Origin of the sequence: Bradyrhizobium sp. 195 (assembly GCF_023101665.1) — a bacterium.
Lineage (GTDB): Bacteria > Pseudomonadota > Alphaproteobacteria > Rhizobiales > Xanthobacteraceae > Bradyrhizobium.
Window position 1 is genome coordinate 7,596,511 of the sequence record NZ_CP082161.1, and the last position, 16,557, is coordinate 7,613,067.

A 16,557-nucleotide genomic window follows, 5' to 3' on the forward strand; every position below is an offset into this window, starting at 1 on the left:
CGGCGCGACCTCTCCCGCAAGCGGGAGAGGTTATCGTAGAGAGCCGCGCTTCCCTTACATTAGGGAGATACTTGCGAAACGCGAAGAAGTGGCTCCGAAGGAGCGATGCTCACGCCACCAGTGCCGCATCCTCGCCGTCAATCCCGCGCTGGGCAGCGAGCAGGCTGATGATCTCGGCATTCGGCCGGGCCTTGCTGAACAGAAAGCCCTGGCCTTCGTCGCAGCCCTCGGTGCGGAGGCAGCTGAGTTCGGCTTCGGTCTCCACGCCTTCGGCGGTGATGGTGACGCCCAGGCCTTTGCCGAGGCTGACGATGGAGCGGATGATCGCCTGGGCCTCACGGTTGGCGCCGAGATCGCGCACGAAGGACTGGTCGATCTTGATCTTGTCGAAGGGGAAGCTGCGCAAATAGCTGAGGCTGGAATAGCCGGTGCCGAAGTCGTCCATCGAGATGCGCACGCCCAGCGCGCGCAGCGCATGCAGGCTCGCCAGCACCTGCGCGCTCTTTTCCAAAAGCAGCGTCTCGGTGATCTCGAGCTCGAGCCGCCGCGGCGACAGGCCGGAATGCTTCAAGGCGTCGGTGACGATCGAGAGCAGATTGCCGCTGCGGAACTGCAACGGCGACAGGTTGACGGCGACGCGGACGTCGTCCGGCCAGGCTGCGGCATCCAGGCAGGCCCGGCGCAGCATCAAGCCGCCGAGCGGATTGATCAGGCCGGTGTCCTCAGCGACCGGAATGAACTCGGCCGGCGAGACCATGCCGCGCTCGGCATGCGGCCAGCGCACCAGCGCCTCGAACCCGGTGATGCGGCCGCTCTGGAGGTCGATCAGCGGCTGGTAATAGGGGCGCAGCACGTCGTTCTGGATGGCGTCGCGCAGCTCGACCTCGATCTTGCGGCGGCTCTGCGCTTTTGCATCCAGCGCGGCCTCGAAGAAGGCGAAGCTGCCGCGCGCGTCGAGCTTGGCCCGTGACAGCGCCATGTCGGCGCTCTTGAGCAACTTTTCGGATTCATCGCCGTCGCCAGGCGCCATCGCGATGCCGATGGAGGCGCCGATCACCACGGAATGGCCGTCGAGCAGATAGGGATCGGCGATGGCTTCCAGGAGACGCTTGGCCAGCATCACCGCGTCTTCGGGCCGCGCCAGACCGCTTTGCACGATCGCGAACTCGTCGGAATTGAGCCGCGCCAGCGCATCTTCCTCGCGCAAGGTGGAGCGCAGCCGCTTGGCGACGCCGCGGAGCAGTGTGTCGCCGACCGCGTGTCCCAGCGTGTCGTTGACCGACTTGAAACTGTCGAGCCCGAGGATGAGCAGCGCGACCTTGTCGGTGCTGCGCCGCGTGTGCAGCAGCATCTCGTCCACCTGCTGGCGCAGCAGATTGCGGTTGGGCAGGCCGGTCAGCCCGTCATGTTGGGCCATGAAGGCAAGCCGCGCCTCCGCGCGCTTGCGCTCGGTGATGTCCATCAGCGCGAGCAGCACCGCCGGCCGCTCGGCATAGGTCAGTTCGCGCGAATAGATCGCAAGGTCGATCAGCGCTCCGTCGGCCTTGACGTGCTTCCAGGTACGGCCTGCCTGCTCCTCGCCGGTGGGATCGGCGGTCCAGGGCGGCTCGCTGTCAAAAGCCTGCAAGGAGCGGATCTTCAGGCGCTCGAACTCGGCGCGGCTGTAGCCGTAATGCGCAACCGCGGCGTCGTTGACGCCGAGGATGCGCTCGTCGTCCAGCGCGCACACGATCATGGGAACGGGATTGCCGTCGAACAGCAGGCGGAACGAGGCCTCGCGCTGCTTCAATTCGGTGATGTCGACGCGCAGGCCGACGACGCCGCCGTCGTCGGTCAAGCGCTCCTCGATCAGGATGACGCGGCCGTCCGACAGCTGCTGCTCGTGGCGCGCGGCGGGTTGATAGAGCTTTTGCAGCCGCTCGGCGATCCACTCCTCTTCGTGGCCGATGGCTTCGGGATAATCACCGCGTGCGACGCCGATGCGCAGCGTGTCTTCGAGACGTGCGCCTTCTTCGAACAGATCGGCGGTCTTGCGGTAGATCTCGGCGTACTTCTTGTTCCAAAGCACGTAGCGGCCGTCGGCATCGAGAAACACGATGCCCTGCGGCAGGATGTCGATGGCCTGGCGCAGGCGCTCATGGGATTTGCGCGCTTCCGCGATCGCGGCTTCCGCCTCGGCGCGGCTGCGCAGGACTTCGTCGCGGTCCGAACGGGTTCGCGACGCGCGCGCCAAGCGCGGCTTGCGTGGCAATCGGCCGGCGCGGGCACGCGCGCTTCCGTTTCGTTTCCTTGTTTTTCGAGAGCCCAAACCCAACTTCACTCGTCCCAATCGCGCCCAGTGGGCGCAAGTTTTGGGGCAAGTGTCTGAAAGAAAGGTAATCTTGGGTGACCGCGCCCGCCGGGGCCGCCCCTTGCGAATACCGAGAGCCCGGCTCTCGTGCCTGTTCGCGCGGCGCAAGCGGGCCGGATGGCGCGCCAGACCCGGTGGCCTCGTCGCAATCGGGGAGAGAGATGGCGCAAAAACATGCCCTCTCCATGAATCAATTCCGCCCGCGCGTCCGATTGCACACGGGATCGAAACGGGCATCGTTCCGCGCACGAATTTTAGTCAATGCAGGATACGGTTATCGCACTGTTAAGGATCGGGCTGGCTCGCGACAAGACGACGACTTTCGGACGACTCATTGGACATGAGGATCGTCATCCCGGGCGCAGCTTTACGCTGAGGCAACGGCTGTCAAGACGCCGTGAGATTGCGGCTGGGCGAAAGCCTCATTCTTAACCCCGACGCGGCGTTGGGTTATAAGGGCTGCGCATGAGTCCCCGCCACATCGCCCCTCTCCTGCTTGTCATGACGCTCCTGGCCGCCGGCGGCGCGCTGGCCCAGGACAAGGGCAGCGTCACGCCGAAGCCGCTGCCGCCGCTCGCCAATCCCAACGACCCGGAGCTCGCCGCCAAGGAGCTGTTCGCGCGAAAGCTGCTGCCGTCGAAGGGGTCGGCCCATGTCATCGGCTCCTACACCAAGGGCTGCATCGGCGGCGCGGATCAGATGCCGGTCAACGGCGACCATTGGCAGGTGATGCGGCTGTCGCGCAATCGCAGCTACGGTCACCCCGAGATGATCGCGCTGATCAAGCGGCTCGCGGCCAGGGCGCACAAGAACGCGGGATGGCCGGGCATCCTGGTCGGCGATATTGCCCAGCCGCGGGGCGGCCCGGCGCTGTCAGGCCATGCCAGCCATCAGATCGGCCTCGATGCCGACATCTGGCTGACGCCGATGCCAGACCGCCGCCTCTCGCGCGAGGAGCGCGAGGACATGTCGGCGGTGATGATGGTGCGCCCCGACCGGCTCGACATCGATCCAAAAGTGTTCACATCAGGCCATGTGCTGGTGCTGCGCGATGCGGCGCGGGAGCCGGCGGTGCAGCGCATCTTCGTCAATGCCGCGATCAAGAAGGCGCTGTGCCGCGAGGCCAAGGGCGACCGCGCGTGGCTGTCGAAGATCCGCCCATGGTGGGGCCACGACTACCACTTCCACATCCGCATGCATTGCCCGGCTGGCGCCGGGGAATGCGAGGGTCAGCCGTCGCAATCCGAGGACGAAGGCTGCAAGCCCGCCGACCTCTCCTATTGGTTCTCCGACGCGGTACTGCACCCCAAGCCGCCGCCGGAGCCGCCAAAACCGAAGCCGCCGATGACGCTGGCGCAGATGCCGGCGGCCTGCAAGGCGGTGCTGCATGCGGCGGATGCGAAGCCGTAGCGTGTTGTTGGCACACTGTCGCCACCCCACCGCCGTCGTCCCCGCGAAGGCGGGAATCCATAACCACGGGAAGAAATCGTTGTGCGAGCAGGCCACTCCGAATCCCCGTAACCACGCCCGCCTGGGGCTATGGGTCCCGGATCGGCGCTCCGCTCAGGACAACGCTACGCGTTGCCCAGAGCTTCGCTTGTCCGGGACGACGACCCAGGTTTGACCTCGCGGCCCGGCCTGCTATCTTCGCCGGCAGCGATATCCCTGCCGGCCGTAAGCCGCAGCCGGGCCCGTGGAACAGCGCTTCCGCCCGTCGCAACCTGACCCACCAACGCTAGAGCTGCGCGTGCATCCTGGACGCGCGACCTCGCAGGGAGCGCTCTCCATGAATCGTATTGCCGAACTTGTCACCGCCTTCGTCGTCCTCGCAAGCGCGAGCCTTTCGCCTGCTGCTGCCGAGGACAAGACCATCACTGTGTTTGCCGCGGCGTCGATGAAGAACGCGCTCGACGAGGTCGACGCTGCCTACACCGCCAAGACCGGCGTCAAGTTCTCGGTCAGCTATGCCGCCAGCTCGGTGCTGGCGAGGCAGATCGAGCAGGGCGCGCCGGCCGACGTGTTCGTCTCGGCCGACACCGACTGGATGGACTACGCGACAGCCAGGAAGACCATCAACGAGTCTTCCCGAGTCAATCTGCTCGGCAACAGCATCGTGCTGATCGCGCCGAAGGATTCCAAAGTCGACGACGTCACCATCGCGCAAGGTTTTGACCTCGCCAAGCTTGCCGGCGACGGCAGGATCGCGACCGGGGACGTCAAGTCGGTGCCGGTGGGCAAGTATGCCAAGGCGGCACTCGAAAAGCTCGGGGCATGGCAGGCCACCGAGCCGAAATTCGCCATGGCCGAGAGCGTACGCGCGGCGCTGACGCTGGTGGCGCGCGGCGAGGCCAATCTCGGCATCGTCTATGCCACCGACGCCAAGGTCGAGCCCGGCGTCAAGATCGTCGGCACCTTCCCGGCGGATTCGCATCCCGCGATCATCTATCCCGTCGCCGCGACCACGACCGCGAAAGGCGAGGCCAAGGATTATCTCGCCTTCCTGCGCTCCTCGGCCGCCAAGACCATCTTGGAAAAATACGGCTTCAGGTTCCTGATCAGCCCCACGACGTGATATCTCCGGCTTGATGTCCGAGATTTCTCCCGCCGAATGGACCGCGATCCTGCTCTCGCTCAGGGTCGCGATCATCGCAACGCTGGTGGCGACGCCATTCGGCATCGCGCTCGCGTGGCTGCTGGCGCGGCGTGATTTCTGGGGCAAGTCGGTGCTCGATGCCGTCGTGCATCTGCCGCTGGTGCTGCCGCCTGTCGTCACCGGCTATCTGCTGTTGTTGACGTTCGGCCGGCGCGGCCTCGTCGGCGGCTTCCTCGCCGACACGCTCGGCATCGTCTTCGCCTTCCGCTGGACCGGCGCGGCGCTTGCCTGCGGCTTGATGTCGTTCCCGCTGCTGGTGCGGCCGATGCGGCTGTCGATCGAGGCGATCGACCGCCGGCTCGAGCAGGCCGCCGAGACGCTCGGCGCCGCCCCCTGGAAAGTGTTCTTCACGGTGACGCTGCCGCTGGCGCTACCCGGTGTGCTCGCCGGCATGGTGCTCGGCTTTGCCAAGGCGATCGGCGAGTTCGGCGCCACCATCACCTTCGTCTCCAACATTCCCGGCGAGACCCAGACGATTTCGTCCGCGATCTACTCGCTGATCCAGACACCGGACGGCGACGCAGCCGCGGGCCGGCTCGTGATCGTCTCGATCGTGCTCGCGCTGGGCGCGCTGATCGCGGCCGAATGGTTCGCCCGCCGCGCCACCGCGCGATTGCACGGGAACTGATCATGCTGCGGGTCGACATCGAAAAACAGCTCGGCGAGTTCTCGCTGTCCGCGACCTTCATCGGCGAAGGCCGCGTCATCGGCCTGTTTGGCGCCTCCGGCGCCGGCAAGACGTCGCTGGTCAACATGATCGCAGGGCTGCTGCGGCCCGACCGCGGCAGCATCGTGATCGACGGCGAAACCGTCGACGACACCGCGGCCGGCGTCCACGTCCCGACCTGGCGCCGCCGCATCGGTTATGTCTTTCAGGACGCGCGGCTGTTTCCGCATCTCAACGTCGCGCAGAATCTCGACTACGGCCGGCAGATGAACCGCCTGGCGCCCGATCCTGCCCAGCACAAGCGCGTCATCGACCTGCTCGATCTCGGCGCGCTGCAGGGTCGCCGCCCCGGAAAGCTCTCCGGCGGCGAGCGGCAGCGCGTCGCGCTCGGTCGCGCGCTGCTGTCGAAGCCGCGCCTCTTGCTGCTCGACGAGCCTCTCGGCGCGCTCGACGAGGGGCGCAAGCTCGAGATCCTGCCTTATCTGGCGCGGCTGCGCGACGAGGCCAATGTGCCGATGGTTTATGTCAGCCACGACGCCGCCGAGCTGCGCCAGCTCGCGACGCAGATCGTGATGCTGAAGCAGGGCCGGGTGACGAGCTTTGGCGGGGTGAAGGTGCTGGCGTGACGTAGCCCGGCACAGCTCTCTCCGCCGTCATTGCGAGCGCAGCGAAGCAATCCAGAATCCCTCCGCAGCGGCAGCCTGGATTGCTTCGTCGCAAGAGCTCCTCGCAATGACGAGGAAATACTAAACCCCCGCCACCGACGTCCATACCTCCGCAAGCTTGCGCCGCAGCGCCTGCGCGCGGGTCAGCGGCGCGGGCGTCTCGTCCTCTTCGGGCAGGCGCAGGCCGACGACGCTGACGCGGCCGCCGGAGATCGAGCGCGCGACGAGCACGATCTCGTCCAACGCGATCTCAGCGCCCTCCTTCGGCGCGCGGTCGAGATGGACGTCGAAATAATCGGCGAGTGTGAGCTTGCTCTCGTCGTCGCTCACCTTCACGCCGTAGATCTCGGCGAGCTCGGCGAGCGTGTGCTCGCCGGAGACCATGAAGTCGCCGAGCAGATGCGGATCCGGCGCCGAGCTCGGCTGCATGTCGACGAAGAAGCGGTCGAGCGACTCGGCCTTTTCCGGCGGCGCCAGCAGATAGATGTAATCGCCGGGCGCGATCGGCTCGGCTTCCGTCGGCGTCAGGATGTTCTCGTTGCGGATCACCAGCGTCGGCTTGGACCAGGACGGGATCAGGCCGCGGCGGAAATACAGGCTTTTTGGCCGCACCGGATAGCCGACCAGCTGCTGCTCGAGCTGGCCGGGCAGATCCAGCTCGACGCGGCGCGGCCCGCGTTCGGCGCGCGGCAGCGCCACATGCAGCTTGCGCGCGGCCGGCGCCAGGGTCCAGCCCTGCAGCAACAGCGAGATGATGACGACGACGAAGGCGACGTCGAAATAGAGATAGGCCTTGGACAGGCCGACCAGCATCGGGATCGAGGCCAGGAAAATCGCGACGGCGCCGCGCAGGCCGGTCCAGGCGATGAAGATCTTTTCGCGCCAGTTGAAGCGGAACGGCGCCAGGCACGCGAATACCGCGATCGGCCGCGCCACCAGCATCAGCACGAAGGCGACCCCGACCGCCGGCAGGACGCTGGCGCCGAGCCGGCTCGGCGACACCAGCAGGCCCAGCAGCACGAACATCACGATTTGCGCCAACCAGGTCGCCGCGTCGAGAAAGGCCACCACTGAATTGTGCGCGCGGGTCGGCCGGTTGCCGATGATGATGCCGGCGAGATAGACCGCGAGGAAGCCCGAGGCGTGCATGATCTGCGAGCCGCCGAAGATCACGAGCGCGGCCGTGGTCACGAACGGCGCATGCAGGCCCTGCGGCAACGCCACCTGGTTGAGCGCGATGACGACAAGCCGTCCGCCGAAGACGCCGACGACGGCGCCCAGCACCGCCTCCTGGATGAATTCCATCGCCACATGGCCTGCGGAGCTCGATCCCAGCGAGATGTATTCGACCAGCATCAGGGTAAGGAAGATCGCGAAAGGATCGTTGGTGCCGGATTCGGCCTCCAGCGTCGCACCGACGCGCGGGCGCAGGCGCAGGCCCTGGGTGTGCACCAGCAGGAACACGGCGGCGGCGTCCGTCGAGGCCACGACGGCGCCGACCAGCAGCGACTCCGTCCAGTTGAGGTCGAGCGCATATTTGGCGAACGGCGCCGTGATCAGCGCGGTCAGGAGCACACCGACGGTCGCGAGCACCACGGACGGCGCGAGCACGGTGCGGATGCTGGCAAAGCGCGTCTTCAGGCCGCCGTCGAACAGGATCAGGGCCAGCGCCACAGAGCCGACCAGATAGGTGGTGCGGACGTCGTCGAACTGGAGCTGGCCAGGGCCGGAATCGCCCGCAAGCATGCCAATCAAAAGGAAGACGAGCAGCAAGGGTGCGCCGAAGCGCAGCGCAAGCAGGCTGGAGAGGATGCCGGCCATGACGAGGACGGCGCCGAGCAATATGGCGAGGCTAACGGAGTCGAGGGAGGCCATCCACCTTCCGGGTACAAATCGCTGGAATTTCATCCTTATCGTCGGCACTCTCCTGCGCCAACCCATTTTCTCCCGCTCGCGGCAATCTGCCCGTATTTTACGGCCTTAACGTACATCACATGCCGGTGTATCGATGGCCCGGCCGCGCCCTTTGTGGGATTCTGCGGCTCCCTCGAATCAATTCCTCCCCGCTTGCCGACGAGACCGATGGACATGGACCTCAAGGACTTCATGGAGTTCGTGCAGACCACCGCGCGCAGCGTCGGGGCGGAGATCTCCTCGCCCTGGTTCTACCTGCAGTTCGGTCTGATCCTGGCCGCGGCCGGCATCGCCTATGCCGCGGAAGCCGCCGTCCGCAACCGGATCGACATGACCTCGCTGGCGATGCGCTGGCCGCTGCCGCTCCGGCACTTCGCCCGGGTGATGGTCTCCAGCGCCTCGACGGCGGTGTTCACCCTGTTCGTGATCATCTCCCGCGTGGTGATGTACCACGCGACCTGGCCGAGCCGCTCCTATCTCCTGATGGTCGCCGCCAAGCTCGGACTGGCTTGGCTCGCAATCCGCCTCGTGACCTCGGTGCTGCGCAATGCCTTCATCGTCAAGCTGGTGTCGATCACGGCGTGGTTTCTCGCAGCGCTCTCGATCCTCGGCCAGCTCGATACGACAGTCGACCTGCTCGATTCCTACGCGATTGTGCTCGGCGGCCTCAGGCTGACCCCACTGCTGGTGCTCAAGGCAGGTGCGCTCCTTCTCATCGCGCTGTGGGCGACCAACATCGCGAGCAATTTCGCCGAGAGCCGGATCAACGCGACCACCGATCTGACGCCATCGGTGCAGGTGTTGCTGGTCAAGATCATCCGCATCGGGCTGCTTGCCGTCGCGATCGTGATCGCGCTCGGAGCGGTCGGCATCGATCTTTCGGCGCTCGCGGTGTTCTCCGGCGCGGTCGGCGTCGGCATCGGTATCGGCCTGCAGAAGATCGTCGCCAACTTCATCTCGGGCATCATCCTGCTCGCCGACAAGTCGGTGAAGCCCGGCGACCTCGTCACCATCGGCGACAATACCGGTCGCATCAGCGCGATGAAGACGCGTTACATTTCCGTCGCCGCCGGCGACGGCCGCGAGTTCCTGGTGCCGAACGAGGATCTGGTGACGCAAAAGGTCGTCAACTGGACCTATACCGACAAGAACACGCTGGTGAAGATCGCCTTCGGCACCAATTACGACGCCGATCCCCGCCTGGTCTGCACGCTCGCCGCGGAGACCGCCGCCGCCCATCCGCGCGCGCAGAAGGGCAAGCCGCCGAGCTGCATCCTGACCGAATTCGCCGAAGCCGGGATGAAATTCTCGCTGACCTTCTGGATCGCCGATCCCGACGGCATGGACAAGGTCAAGAGCGACGTGATGCTGGGGCTGTGGGACGCCTTCAAGCACGAGGGCATCCGGGTTCCCTATCCCGTCCGCGAGATCCGCATCCGCGGCGGCGCGCTGCCGGTGGAAACCACCGTAGAAGTCCCGAATTAGGCCCGCTTTCGGGCGCAAGAGGCCGGTAAGATTCCTGTTTTGACGCGTTTTCTTCACGCGAACCGGTAGCTACTTCGCTCGAAAACGCTCCGCCTTAGCTTGCATGAAGCCCCGCAATCATTAAATTAGGGCCTGAAATCAAGCCTTTCCGCCGAAATCGAATTCAGCCCGAAAAGACCTGACACGCATGAGCTACGTCGAAGCCACCGATACCTCGCTGCGCAAAACCGGACAGATCAAGCTGCATGGGCCGGCCGCCTTTGCCGGCATGCGCAAGGCGGGCGCGCTGGTGGCCAAGTGCCTCGACGAGCTCACCGACATCGTCGGACCGGGCGTGCCGACCTCGCGCATCGACGAGTTCGTCCGCGACTTCGCGTTCAGCAACAACGCCTATCCGGCGACGCTGATGTATCGCGGCTATCGCTATTCGACCTGCACCTCGCTCAACCACGTGGTCTGCCACGGCATGCCCGGCGACCGGCCGCTGAAGGAGGGCGACATCGTCAATATCGACGTCACCTTCATCGTTGACGGCTGGTACGGCGATTCCAGCCGGATGTATGCGATCGGCCCGATCGCCCGCAAGGCCGAGCGGCTGATCGAGGTGACGTATGAAGCGATGATGCGCGGCATCGCCGCGGTGAAGCCCGGCGCCACCACCGGCGACATCGGTCACGCCATCCAGAGTTTCGTCGAGCCGCAGGCCATGAGCGTGGTGCGCGATTTCTGTGGCCATGGCCTCGGGCGCATGTTCCACGACGAGCCGAACATCATCCACATCGGCCGCCCCGGCGAAGGCGTGCAGCTCAAGCCCGGCATGTTCTTCACCATCGAGCCGATGATCAATCTGGGCAAGCCGCACGTGAAGATCCTCTCCGACGGCTGGACCGCCGTGACGCGCGACCGCTCGCTGTCGGCGCAGTTCGAGCACTCCGTCGGCGTGACGGCAACGGGCGTCGAGATCTTCACGCTGTCGGAGCGGCACGGCGAGAAGCAGATCGGGTGATTGGCGGCGCGTCGGCTATCGCCGACGACGGAACGTTGACGGCGCCCTCTTGTAAGTCGCGGCAAAGGCATCATTGAACCGCCGAACGCTGCCGAAGCCGGCCGCAAACGCAATCTCCGCCAACGTCATGTCGGTCTGGTCGATCAGACGCTTGGCTTCCTGCACGCGTCGGGTTGCCGCGATCTCGCTGGGGCTCGCGCCGGCGTGGCGCATAAACAGGCGCAGCAGATGACGCGGCCCGACGCCAAGGGCTTCCGCAAGCTCCGTCATCGACGCCCGATCCAGAAAGCCGTCATGGATGAGGCGCATGCCGCGCGCAACGGTGGTGGCCGTTCCCATCCAGGCGGGAGAACCCGGCGCTGTTTCAGGCCGGCAACGCAGGCACGGGCGAAAGCCGGCCCGCTCGGCGGCAGCCGCAGTCGCATAGAAGGTCACGTTCTCCGAGCGGGCGGGACGGACCGGACAGACCGGCCGGCAATAGATACGCGTCGAGCGAACGCCAGAAAAGAACAGGCCGTCGAAGGCGCGAACGCGTGCCAGCCGCGCGCGATCGCAGGTCTCCCAATCGAGATGCGGTGGCAGCGTCTGCCGGTGCGTCGAGCCTGTCGCCATGCGATAGCATAGTTACGACACCGCGCGCCGAGTAGCTGAAATCGGACCTGATCGGGCGATGAGGTCCGAATTCAGCCAGCCTCTCCCGCCGCTCCGGATCATGGTGCCGATGATCCCGGAGCAAATCGCATGAGAACGCAGGCCCAACCAACGACGTCAGGACAAACCACACTCGTGGTCGAGATCGGTCTTCTGCTGTTGCTCTCGCTGATCTGGGGCAGCTCGTTCACGCTTATCAAGGTCGCGATCCCGACCATTCCGCCCTTCACGATGGTCGCCGCGCGAGTGACGATCGCGGCCGTTCTCCTGATCCTGGTCGCAGCCACGCAGAGATACGCCTTGCCCCGCCGAGGATCGGTATGGGCGGCTTTCGTCGTGCAAGGGCTGCTGCAAAGCGCGCTGCCCTTCACTCTGATCAGTTGGGGCGAGGCACATATCGCGAGCGGGCTTGCCGGCGTGCTCAATGCGACCCCGCCCATGTTCGTGCTGGCGATCGCTGTTATGACCGGGCACGGACGGCAGGCGATCGGCGGCCGGAAGATCGTCGGTGTTGTGCTCGGCCTTGCGGGCGTAGCCCTGACCATGGGCATCGATGCGCTGTCCGGGATCGGCACGGCGTCGCCACTGGCCCAGATGGCGGTGCTCGGCGCGAGCCTCTGCTACGCGCTCGCACCAATCTGGGGGCAGCGGTTTTCGGGCCTGCCCGCGATCGTCACCGCAGCAGGGGCGATGAGCTGCGCTGCGGTGCTGATGCTCCCGACCGCCGCAGCTCTCGAACAGCCGTGGAGGCTGGCACAGCCGCCCGCGCCGGCGATCGCAGCGGTGATCGCGCTCGGGGTGGTCTGCACAGCCTTGGCGATGGTGATCTATTTCCGCCTGATCCACACGCTCGGCCCGCTCGGCACGACCAGCGGCAGCTATCTGCGTGCGGGCTTCGCCGTGGCGCTCGGCACCGTATGGCTCGGCGAACGCTTTACCCAGTCCAGTCTTGTCGGAATGCTGCTCATTCTCGCCGGGGTGGTGGCGGTCACGGTGCCGGGTGCCGCGACGCGCGCGCCGTCCCGCAATTGACGGTTGCAAAAGCGCAGGTCCCCGGCGATGCTGGCGGCCGATGCCCGCCAAGCCGGACCACGACAAGAGCAAGCCTGACGACGAGCCGCATTATCTCGGCCATCGCGAGCGCCTGCGCGAGCGCTTCTACAGCGCGGGTGCGGATGCGCTGAGCGATTACGAACTGCTGGAGATGGCGTTGTTTCCGGCGCTGCCGCGGCGCGACACGAAACCTCTGGCGAAGACGCTGATCAAGACGTTCGGTTCGTTCGCCGAGGTCGTGCATGCGCCGGTGGCGCGGCTGCGCGAGATCGACGGCATCGGCGAATCCGCGATCAACCAGCTCAAGCTGATCGCCGCGGCGGCGCACCGCGTCGCAAAGGGCGAGGTCAACAGCCGCAACGCGCTGTCGTCCTGGAACGAGGTGATCGACTATTGCCGCACCAGCATGGCGTTCGCCGACAAGGAGCAGTTTCGCCTGCTGTTCCTCGACAAGCGCAACCAGCTCATCGCCGACGAGGTGCAGCAGACCGGCACGGTCGACCACACCCCGGTCTATCCCCGCGAGGTGATCAAGCGCGCGCTGGAATTATCGGCGACCGCCCTCATCCTGGTGCATAACCATCCCACTACCCCATTTCGATCACGCTGGATCACACTCAATACCGCTGAAATATCAATGAAATAGCCGCTTTTTGTGCATTGCGTACAGGGGGCGACTATGGCAAATTGGGGGTGGTTAGAGGGGTTGAAAACGGCTTTCCGATCCCAGCAAACGATCCCCGTTTCTCCTCGACCGATCCCAGTTGCGGGACCAGGAGGAACGCCATGCCAAGCCTGACCGACACAGCAATCCGACATGCGCTAAAGCGCGTCGAGATGAGCCAGAAGCAAGAAAACCTCGCCGACGGCGAAGGGCGCGGCACCGGTCGTCTCGTCCTGGTCCTCAAGCCCATGCCGAAGCGCGTCACGGCCGACTGGATGGCGCAGCAGTGGCGCGACGGGAAGCGTACCAAGAAGAAGCTCGGCGCCTACCCGTCAATGTCGCTCGCGCAGGCGCGAGAAATCTTCAAGCGCGACTTCGCTGACGTGATCCAGAAGGGCCGAAGCATCAAAATCGCGACCGACACGCGCCCTGGCACTGTGGCCGATCTTTTCGAGGGCTATGTCGCTTCGCTCAAGGCTGCGGACAAACCCTCCTGGAAAGAAACCGAAAAGGGCCTGAACAAGATTGCGGACACGCTCGGGCGCAACCGCCTCGCCCGCGATATCGAGTCAGAGGAAATCATCGAACTGATCCGACCGATCTACGAACGCGGCGCCAAGTCGATGGCCGACCATGTGCGGTCGTACATGCACGCGGCCTTTAGCTGGGGCATGAAGTCAGACAACGACTATCGGCAGCAATCCGCTCGGCGCTTCCGCATCCCCTTCAATCCGGCGACCGGCATTCCGACCGAACCGAAGGTCAAGGGCACGCGCTGGCTCGACGAAGACGAGTTCGTCCAGCTCTATCGCTGGCTAGAGTGCCCCGATACGCCTGTCCATCCGCCGTATACCCGTGCGGTCCGAATCCTCATGCTGACCGGCCAGCGAGTCGAGGAGATCGCGAGCCTCCACATCGACCAATGGGACGCTAAGGAGAAGATCATCGACTGGTCCACGACCAAGAACGACCAGCCCCATGCCGTTCCGGTGCCGAATCTGGCCGCAGAGTTGATCTCATCCATCAACGTCAACGAATACGGCTGGTTCTTCCCTTCGGCCAAGGATCCGTCGAAGCCCGTCAGCCACGGCACGCTTTATTCGTTCATGTGGCGCCAGCGGGACCGCGGCGTGATCCCCTATGTGACGAACCGCGACCTGCGCCGGACCTTCAAGACTTTGACGGGCAAGGCCGGCATCCCGAAGGAAGTCCGCGACCGCCTGCAAAACCATGCCCTGCAGGACGTCAGCTCGAAGCACTACGACCGCTGGAACTACATGGCCGAGAAACGCGCTGGCATGATGAAATGGGACAAGTTCGTCCGTGCCATGCTTGCCAAGAAGCACGTGAAGATGGCCGCATGAGTTCTACACCATCCAAGCCCCATCGCCGCGTTAAGACTGGTAAGGCGACCGTCGAGATCGACCTGCAGAGCTACTCTGCCTTTGTCGGCGATCTGAAACAGAAAATCGCAGCGGCACGGCACCGGGCCGGCCTTTCGGTCAATCGGGAGCTCGTCCTCCTGTACTGGACCATCGGTCGGGACATTCTCGGCCGACAGGAGCGAGAGGGTTGGGGCGCCAAGGTCATCGATCGGTTGGCGGAGGATCTCGGCCGAGCCTTCCCAGAGATGACCGGACTCTCGGCCCGAAACCTGAAATATATGCGCGCCTTCGCCGAGGCCTGGCCCGACAGCGAAATTGTGCAACAGGTTGTTGCACTATTGCCCTGGGGCCATAACGTCCGCCTTCTTGACGCCGTCAAAGCGTCCGAGGAACGCACCTGGTACGCCCGGCAAGCGATCGAGCACGGCTGGAGCCGTAACGTCCTCGCCCACCAGATCGACAGCAATCTTTTCGCTCGTCAAGGCAGTGCGCTGACCAACTTCTCGCGAACCCTTCCGGCCGAGCAATCCGAGCTCGCTCAGCAAATCCTCAAGGACCCCTATACGTTCGACTTCCTCTCGCTTAGCCCCGAAATGCTGGAGCGCGATCTCGAACGTGGTCTCATCGCGCATCTGCGCTCGCTTATCCTCGAACTCGGCAAGGGGTTCGCCTTCGTTGGCAGCCAATACCACCTCGAAGTCGGCAGACAGGACTATTATCTCGACCTACTCTTCTATCATCTCCGACTGCGCTGCTTCGTGGTGATCGAGTTGAAGATCGAGGACTTCAAACCCGAATTCGCGGGCAAGATGAACTTCTACCTGTCAGCCGTGGACGAGAAATTGCGCCATCCGGATGACAAGCCGACGATCGGCATCATTTTGTGCAAGGGGCGCAACGAGGTGATCGTGGAATACGCCCTGCGAGATTCCAGCAAGCCGATGGGCGTCGCTCAGTATCAACTCTCCCATGCGCTCCCACCCCAGTTCGAGGAGGATCTCCCAACTGTGGCGGAATTCGCCCGGGAGTTTCCGCTGATGTCCGTGGTCAAACTTCGCATCGAAATCGAGCGCGCGGTTCGCGACCTCGCCTCGGAACGAGGCCTCGTCTTCGATCGGCCCGTTGGCATCATAAACATGCTGCGCGATCTACGACGGCAGGGACCGGTGCCCGCCAGCACCGAGCAGATGCTCGGCGCGCTGCGGGTCATGAACGAAGCCTCGCATGGCGTAGACGTCGACTCGGACGCGGCGAAGCGGGCCGTGGAGATTGGGACGGTCTTCCTCGCCGATCTCAAGGCATTGAACGCCGATGATTGAGACGCTCAACGACGAAGCTATCGAGCGTCACAAGCAGGCGCTGATCGAACCGGCCGCCACGCTCTATGCCGTTCAGAAGGTGTACGGAGATCAGGCGAAGGCCAAAGCCATGGTCGCCTTTGGACGACTAATCGACGCCCACATGCTCGTGACTGGCGTGCTTGCCAGCGGTCTGCTGCGCATCAATGGGGCCATTGTGGAAGGTGATCAGACCTCCTTCGAACGCGATGCCCTGTTCGCGGCCTTCGTGATCGGCCTGGAACCATGTGAGAGAGCGATCGCAGAGGCGCGCTATCTGCAGGCGCACGCCATGCTGCGCCAAGAACTTGAAATCCTCGCTCAGCTCAAGGCTGTCCGCGCAAATAGGCGAAAGCTCAACGGTGCTCCGAATATCGCCGCCCTAGAGCAATCGCTAGCCCGGCTCTACGGCGGGCTATCACCCGCTGCCCATGTATCACAGCATCATATAGTTCAGAGTGCGACGTCCTGGGATGGCGAGATGGAGAATCTTCCCGGTCCGACGAATCTGACCCGCTATTTTCCTGAGACCGACGTGGGCCTCGCCCGAAGATCCTATGCGCCTGCATATCTACATGGTTCTCCGTCTGGTCGAGGAACTAAGCATCGACCTCGCCAGCAGTTACGACAGAGCAGCATTCACTGTGAGCGAGAACGAAGCGCTCAACTTAGCGATCGAGCTGATGATCGCTGAGGGCATGCTCGAACTCATCGACGCCGAATCTGC

14 protein-coding genes are annotated in these 16,557 nt (G+C 64.6%); 11 read left to right on the plus strand and 3 right to left on the minus strand.

Features of this window, described 5'->3' with window-relative positions:
• Positions 1–109 precede the first annotated feature (109 nt).
• Positions 110–2,233, minus strand: a complete 2,124-nt coding sequence (locus IVB26_RS35390) for a putative bifunctional diguanylate cyclase/phosphodiesterase (protein ID WP_247969553.1) — start codon at positions 2,231–2,233, stop codon at positions 110–112.
• 582 nt (positions 2,234–2,815) lie between these two features.
• Here IVB26_RS35390 and mepA point away from each other — a divergent pair.
• The 4 genes from mepA to modC all read left to right on the plus strand — a co-directional run bounded on the left by mepA (position 2,816) and on the right by modC (position 6,296).
• Positions 2,816–3,760 carry a penicillin-insensitive murein endopeptidase gene (gene mepA / locus IVB26_RS35395; RefSeq protein WP_247969554.1) on the plus strand — a complete coding sequence of 315 codons (945 nt, stop codon included), beginning with the start codon at positions 2,816–2,818 and terminating at the stop codon, positions 3,758–3,760.
• A 376-nt stretch (positions 3,761–4,136) separates the two neighbouring features.
• Positions 4,137–4,922 (plus strand): molybdate ABC transporter substrate-binding protein, encoded by a 786-nt coding sequence (modA, locus tag IVB26_RS35400; RefSeq protein ID WP_247969555.1) that lies wholly within the window; start codon positions 4,137–4,139, stop codon positions 4,920–4,922.
• Between the two features lie 13 nt (positions 4,923–4,935).
• Positions 4,936–5,631 (plus strand): molybdate ABC transporter permease subunit, encoded by a 696-nt coding sequence (gene modB, locus IVB26_RS35405; RefSeq protein ID WP_247969556.1) that lies wholly within the window; start codon positions 4,936–4,938, stop codon positions 5,629–5,631.
• Between the two features lie 2 nt (positions 5,632–5,633).
• On the plus strand, positions 5,634–6,296 hold the full coding sequence (gene modC / locus IVB26_RS35410) for a molybdenum ABC transporter ATP-binding protein (protein WP_247969557.1): 663 nt from the start codon (positions 5,634–5,636) through the stop codon (positions 6,294–6,296).
• A gap of 120 nt (positions 6,297–6,416) precedes the next feature.
• Here the strand turns inward: modC and IVB26_RS35415 are convergent, their stop codons facing one another.
• Positions 6,417–8,210 carry a potassium/proton antiporter gene (locus IVB26_RS35415; RefSeq protein ID WP_247969558.1) on the minus strand — a complete coding sequence of 598 codons (1,794 nt, stop codon included), beginning with the start codon at positions 8,208–8,210 and terminating at the stop codon, positions 6,417–6,419.
• A 207-nt stretch (positions 8,211–8,417) separates the two neighbouring features.
• On the opposite strand from IVB26_RS35415, the gene IVB26_RS35420 reads away from it, so the two are divergent.
• Both IVB26_RS35420 and map read left to right on the plus strand, forming a co-directional pair.
• The gene (locus IVB26_RS35420) at positions 8,418–9,734 is read left to right on the plus strand and encodes a mechanosensitive ion channel family protein (RefSeq protein ID WP_247969559.1); all 1,317 of its coding nucleotides are present in this window, start codon (positions 8,418–8,420) and stop codon (positions 9,732–9,734) included.
• 187 nt (positions 9,735–9,921) lie between these two features.
• On the plus strand, positions 9,922–10,740 hold the full coding sequence (gene map / locus IVB26_RS35425) for a type I methionyl aminopeptidase (protein WP_246930899.1): 819 nt from the start codon (positions 9,922–9,924) through the stop codon (positions 10,738–10,740).
• A 15-nt stretch (positions 10,741–10,755) separates the two neighbouring features.
• Here the strand turns inward: map and IVB26_RS35430 are convergent, their stop codons facing one another.
• Entirely contained in the window at positions 10,756–11,352 is a 597-nt protein-coding gene (locus tag IVB26_RS35430; RefSeq protein ID WP_247969560.1) for a bifunctional transcriptional activator/DNA repair enzyme AdaA, read from the minus strand.
• 129 nt (positions 11,353–11,481) lie between these two features.
• Between IVB26_RS35430 and IVB26_RS35435 the strand changes: the two genes are divergently transcribed.
• The 5 genes from IVB26_RS35435 to IVB26_RS35455 all read left to right on the plus strand — a co-directional run bounded on the left by IVB26_RS35435 (position 11,482) and on the right by IVB26_RS35455 (position 16,524).
• Positions 11,482–12,423, plus strand: a complete 942-nt coding sequence (locus tag IVB26_RS35435; protein ID WP_247969561.1) for a DMT family transporter — start codon at positions 11,482–11,484, stop codon at positions 12,421–12,423.
• Positions 12,424–12,463: 40 nt separating this feature from the next.
• Positions 12,464–13,090 (plus strand): JAB domain-containing protein, encoded by a 627-nt coding sequence (locus IVB26_RS35440; protein WP_247969562.1) that lies wholly within the window; start codon positions 12,464–12,466, stop codon positions 13,088–13,090.
• A 140-nt stretch (positions 13,091–13,230) separates the two neighbouring features.
• Positions 13,231–14,472 (plus strand): tyrosine-type recombinase/integrase, encoded by a 1,242-nt coding sequence (locus tag IVB26_RS35445; RefSeq protein ID WP_247973351.1) that lies wholly within the window; start codon positions 13,231–13,233, stop codon positions 14,470–14,472.
• Complete coding sequence (locus IVB26_RS35450; RefSeq protein WP_247969563.1) at positions 14,469–15,812, plus strand: PDDEXK nuclease domain-containing protein; 1,344 nt, start codon at positions 14,469–14,471, stop codon at positions 15,810–15,812. The genes IVB26_RS35445 and IVB26_RS35450 overlap by 4 nt, the downstream gene beginning before the upstream one ends.
• Positions 15,805–16,524 (plus strand): hypothetical protein, encoded by a 720-nt coding sequence (locus tag IVB26_RS35455; protein WP_247969564.1) that lies wholly within the window; start codon positions 15,805–15,807, stop codon positions 16,522–16,524. Before IVB26_RS35450 ends, IVB26_RS35455 begins: the two co-directional genes overlap by 8 nt.
• The last annotated feature ends 33 nt before the right edge of the window (positions 16,525–16,557 follow it).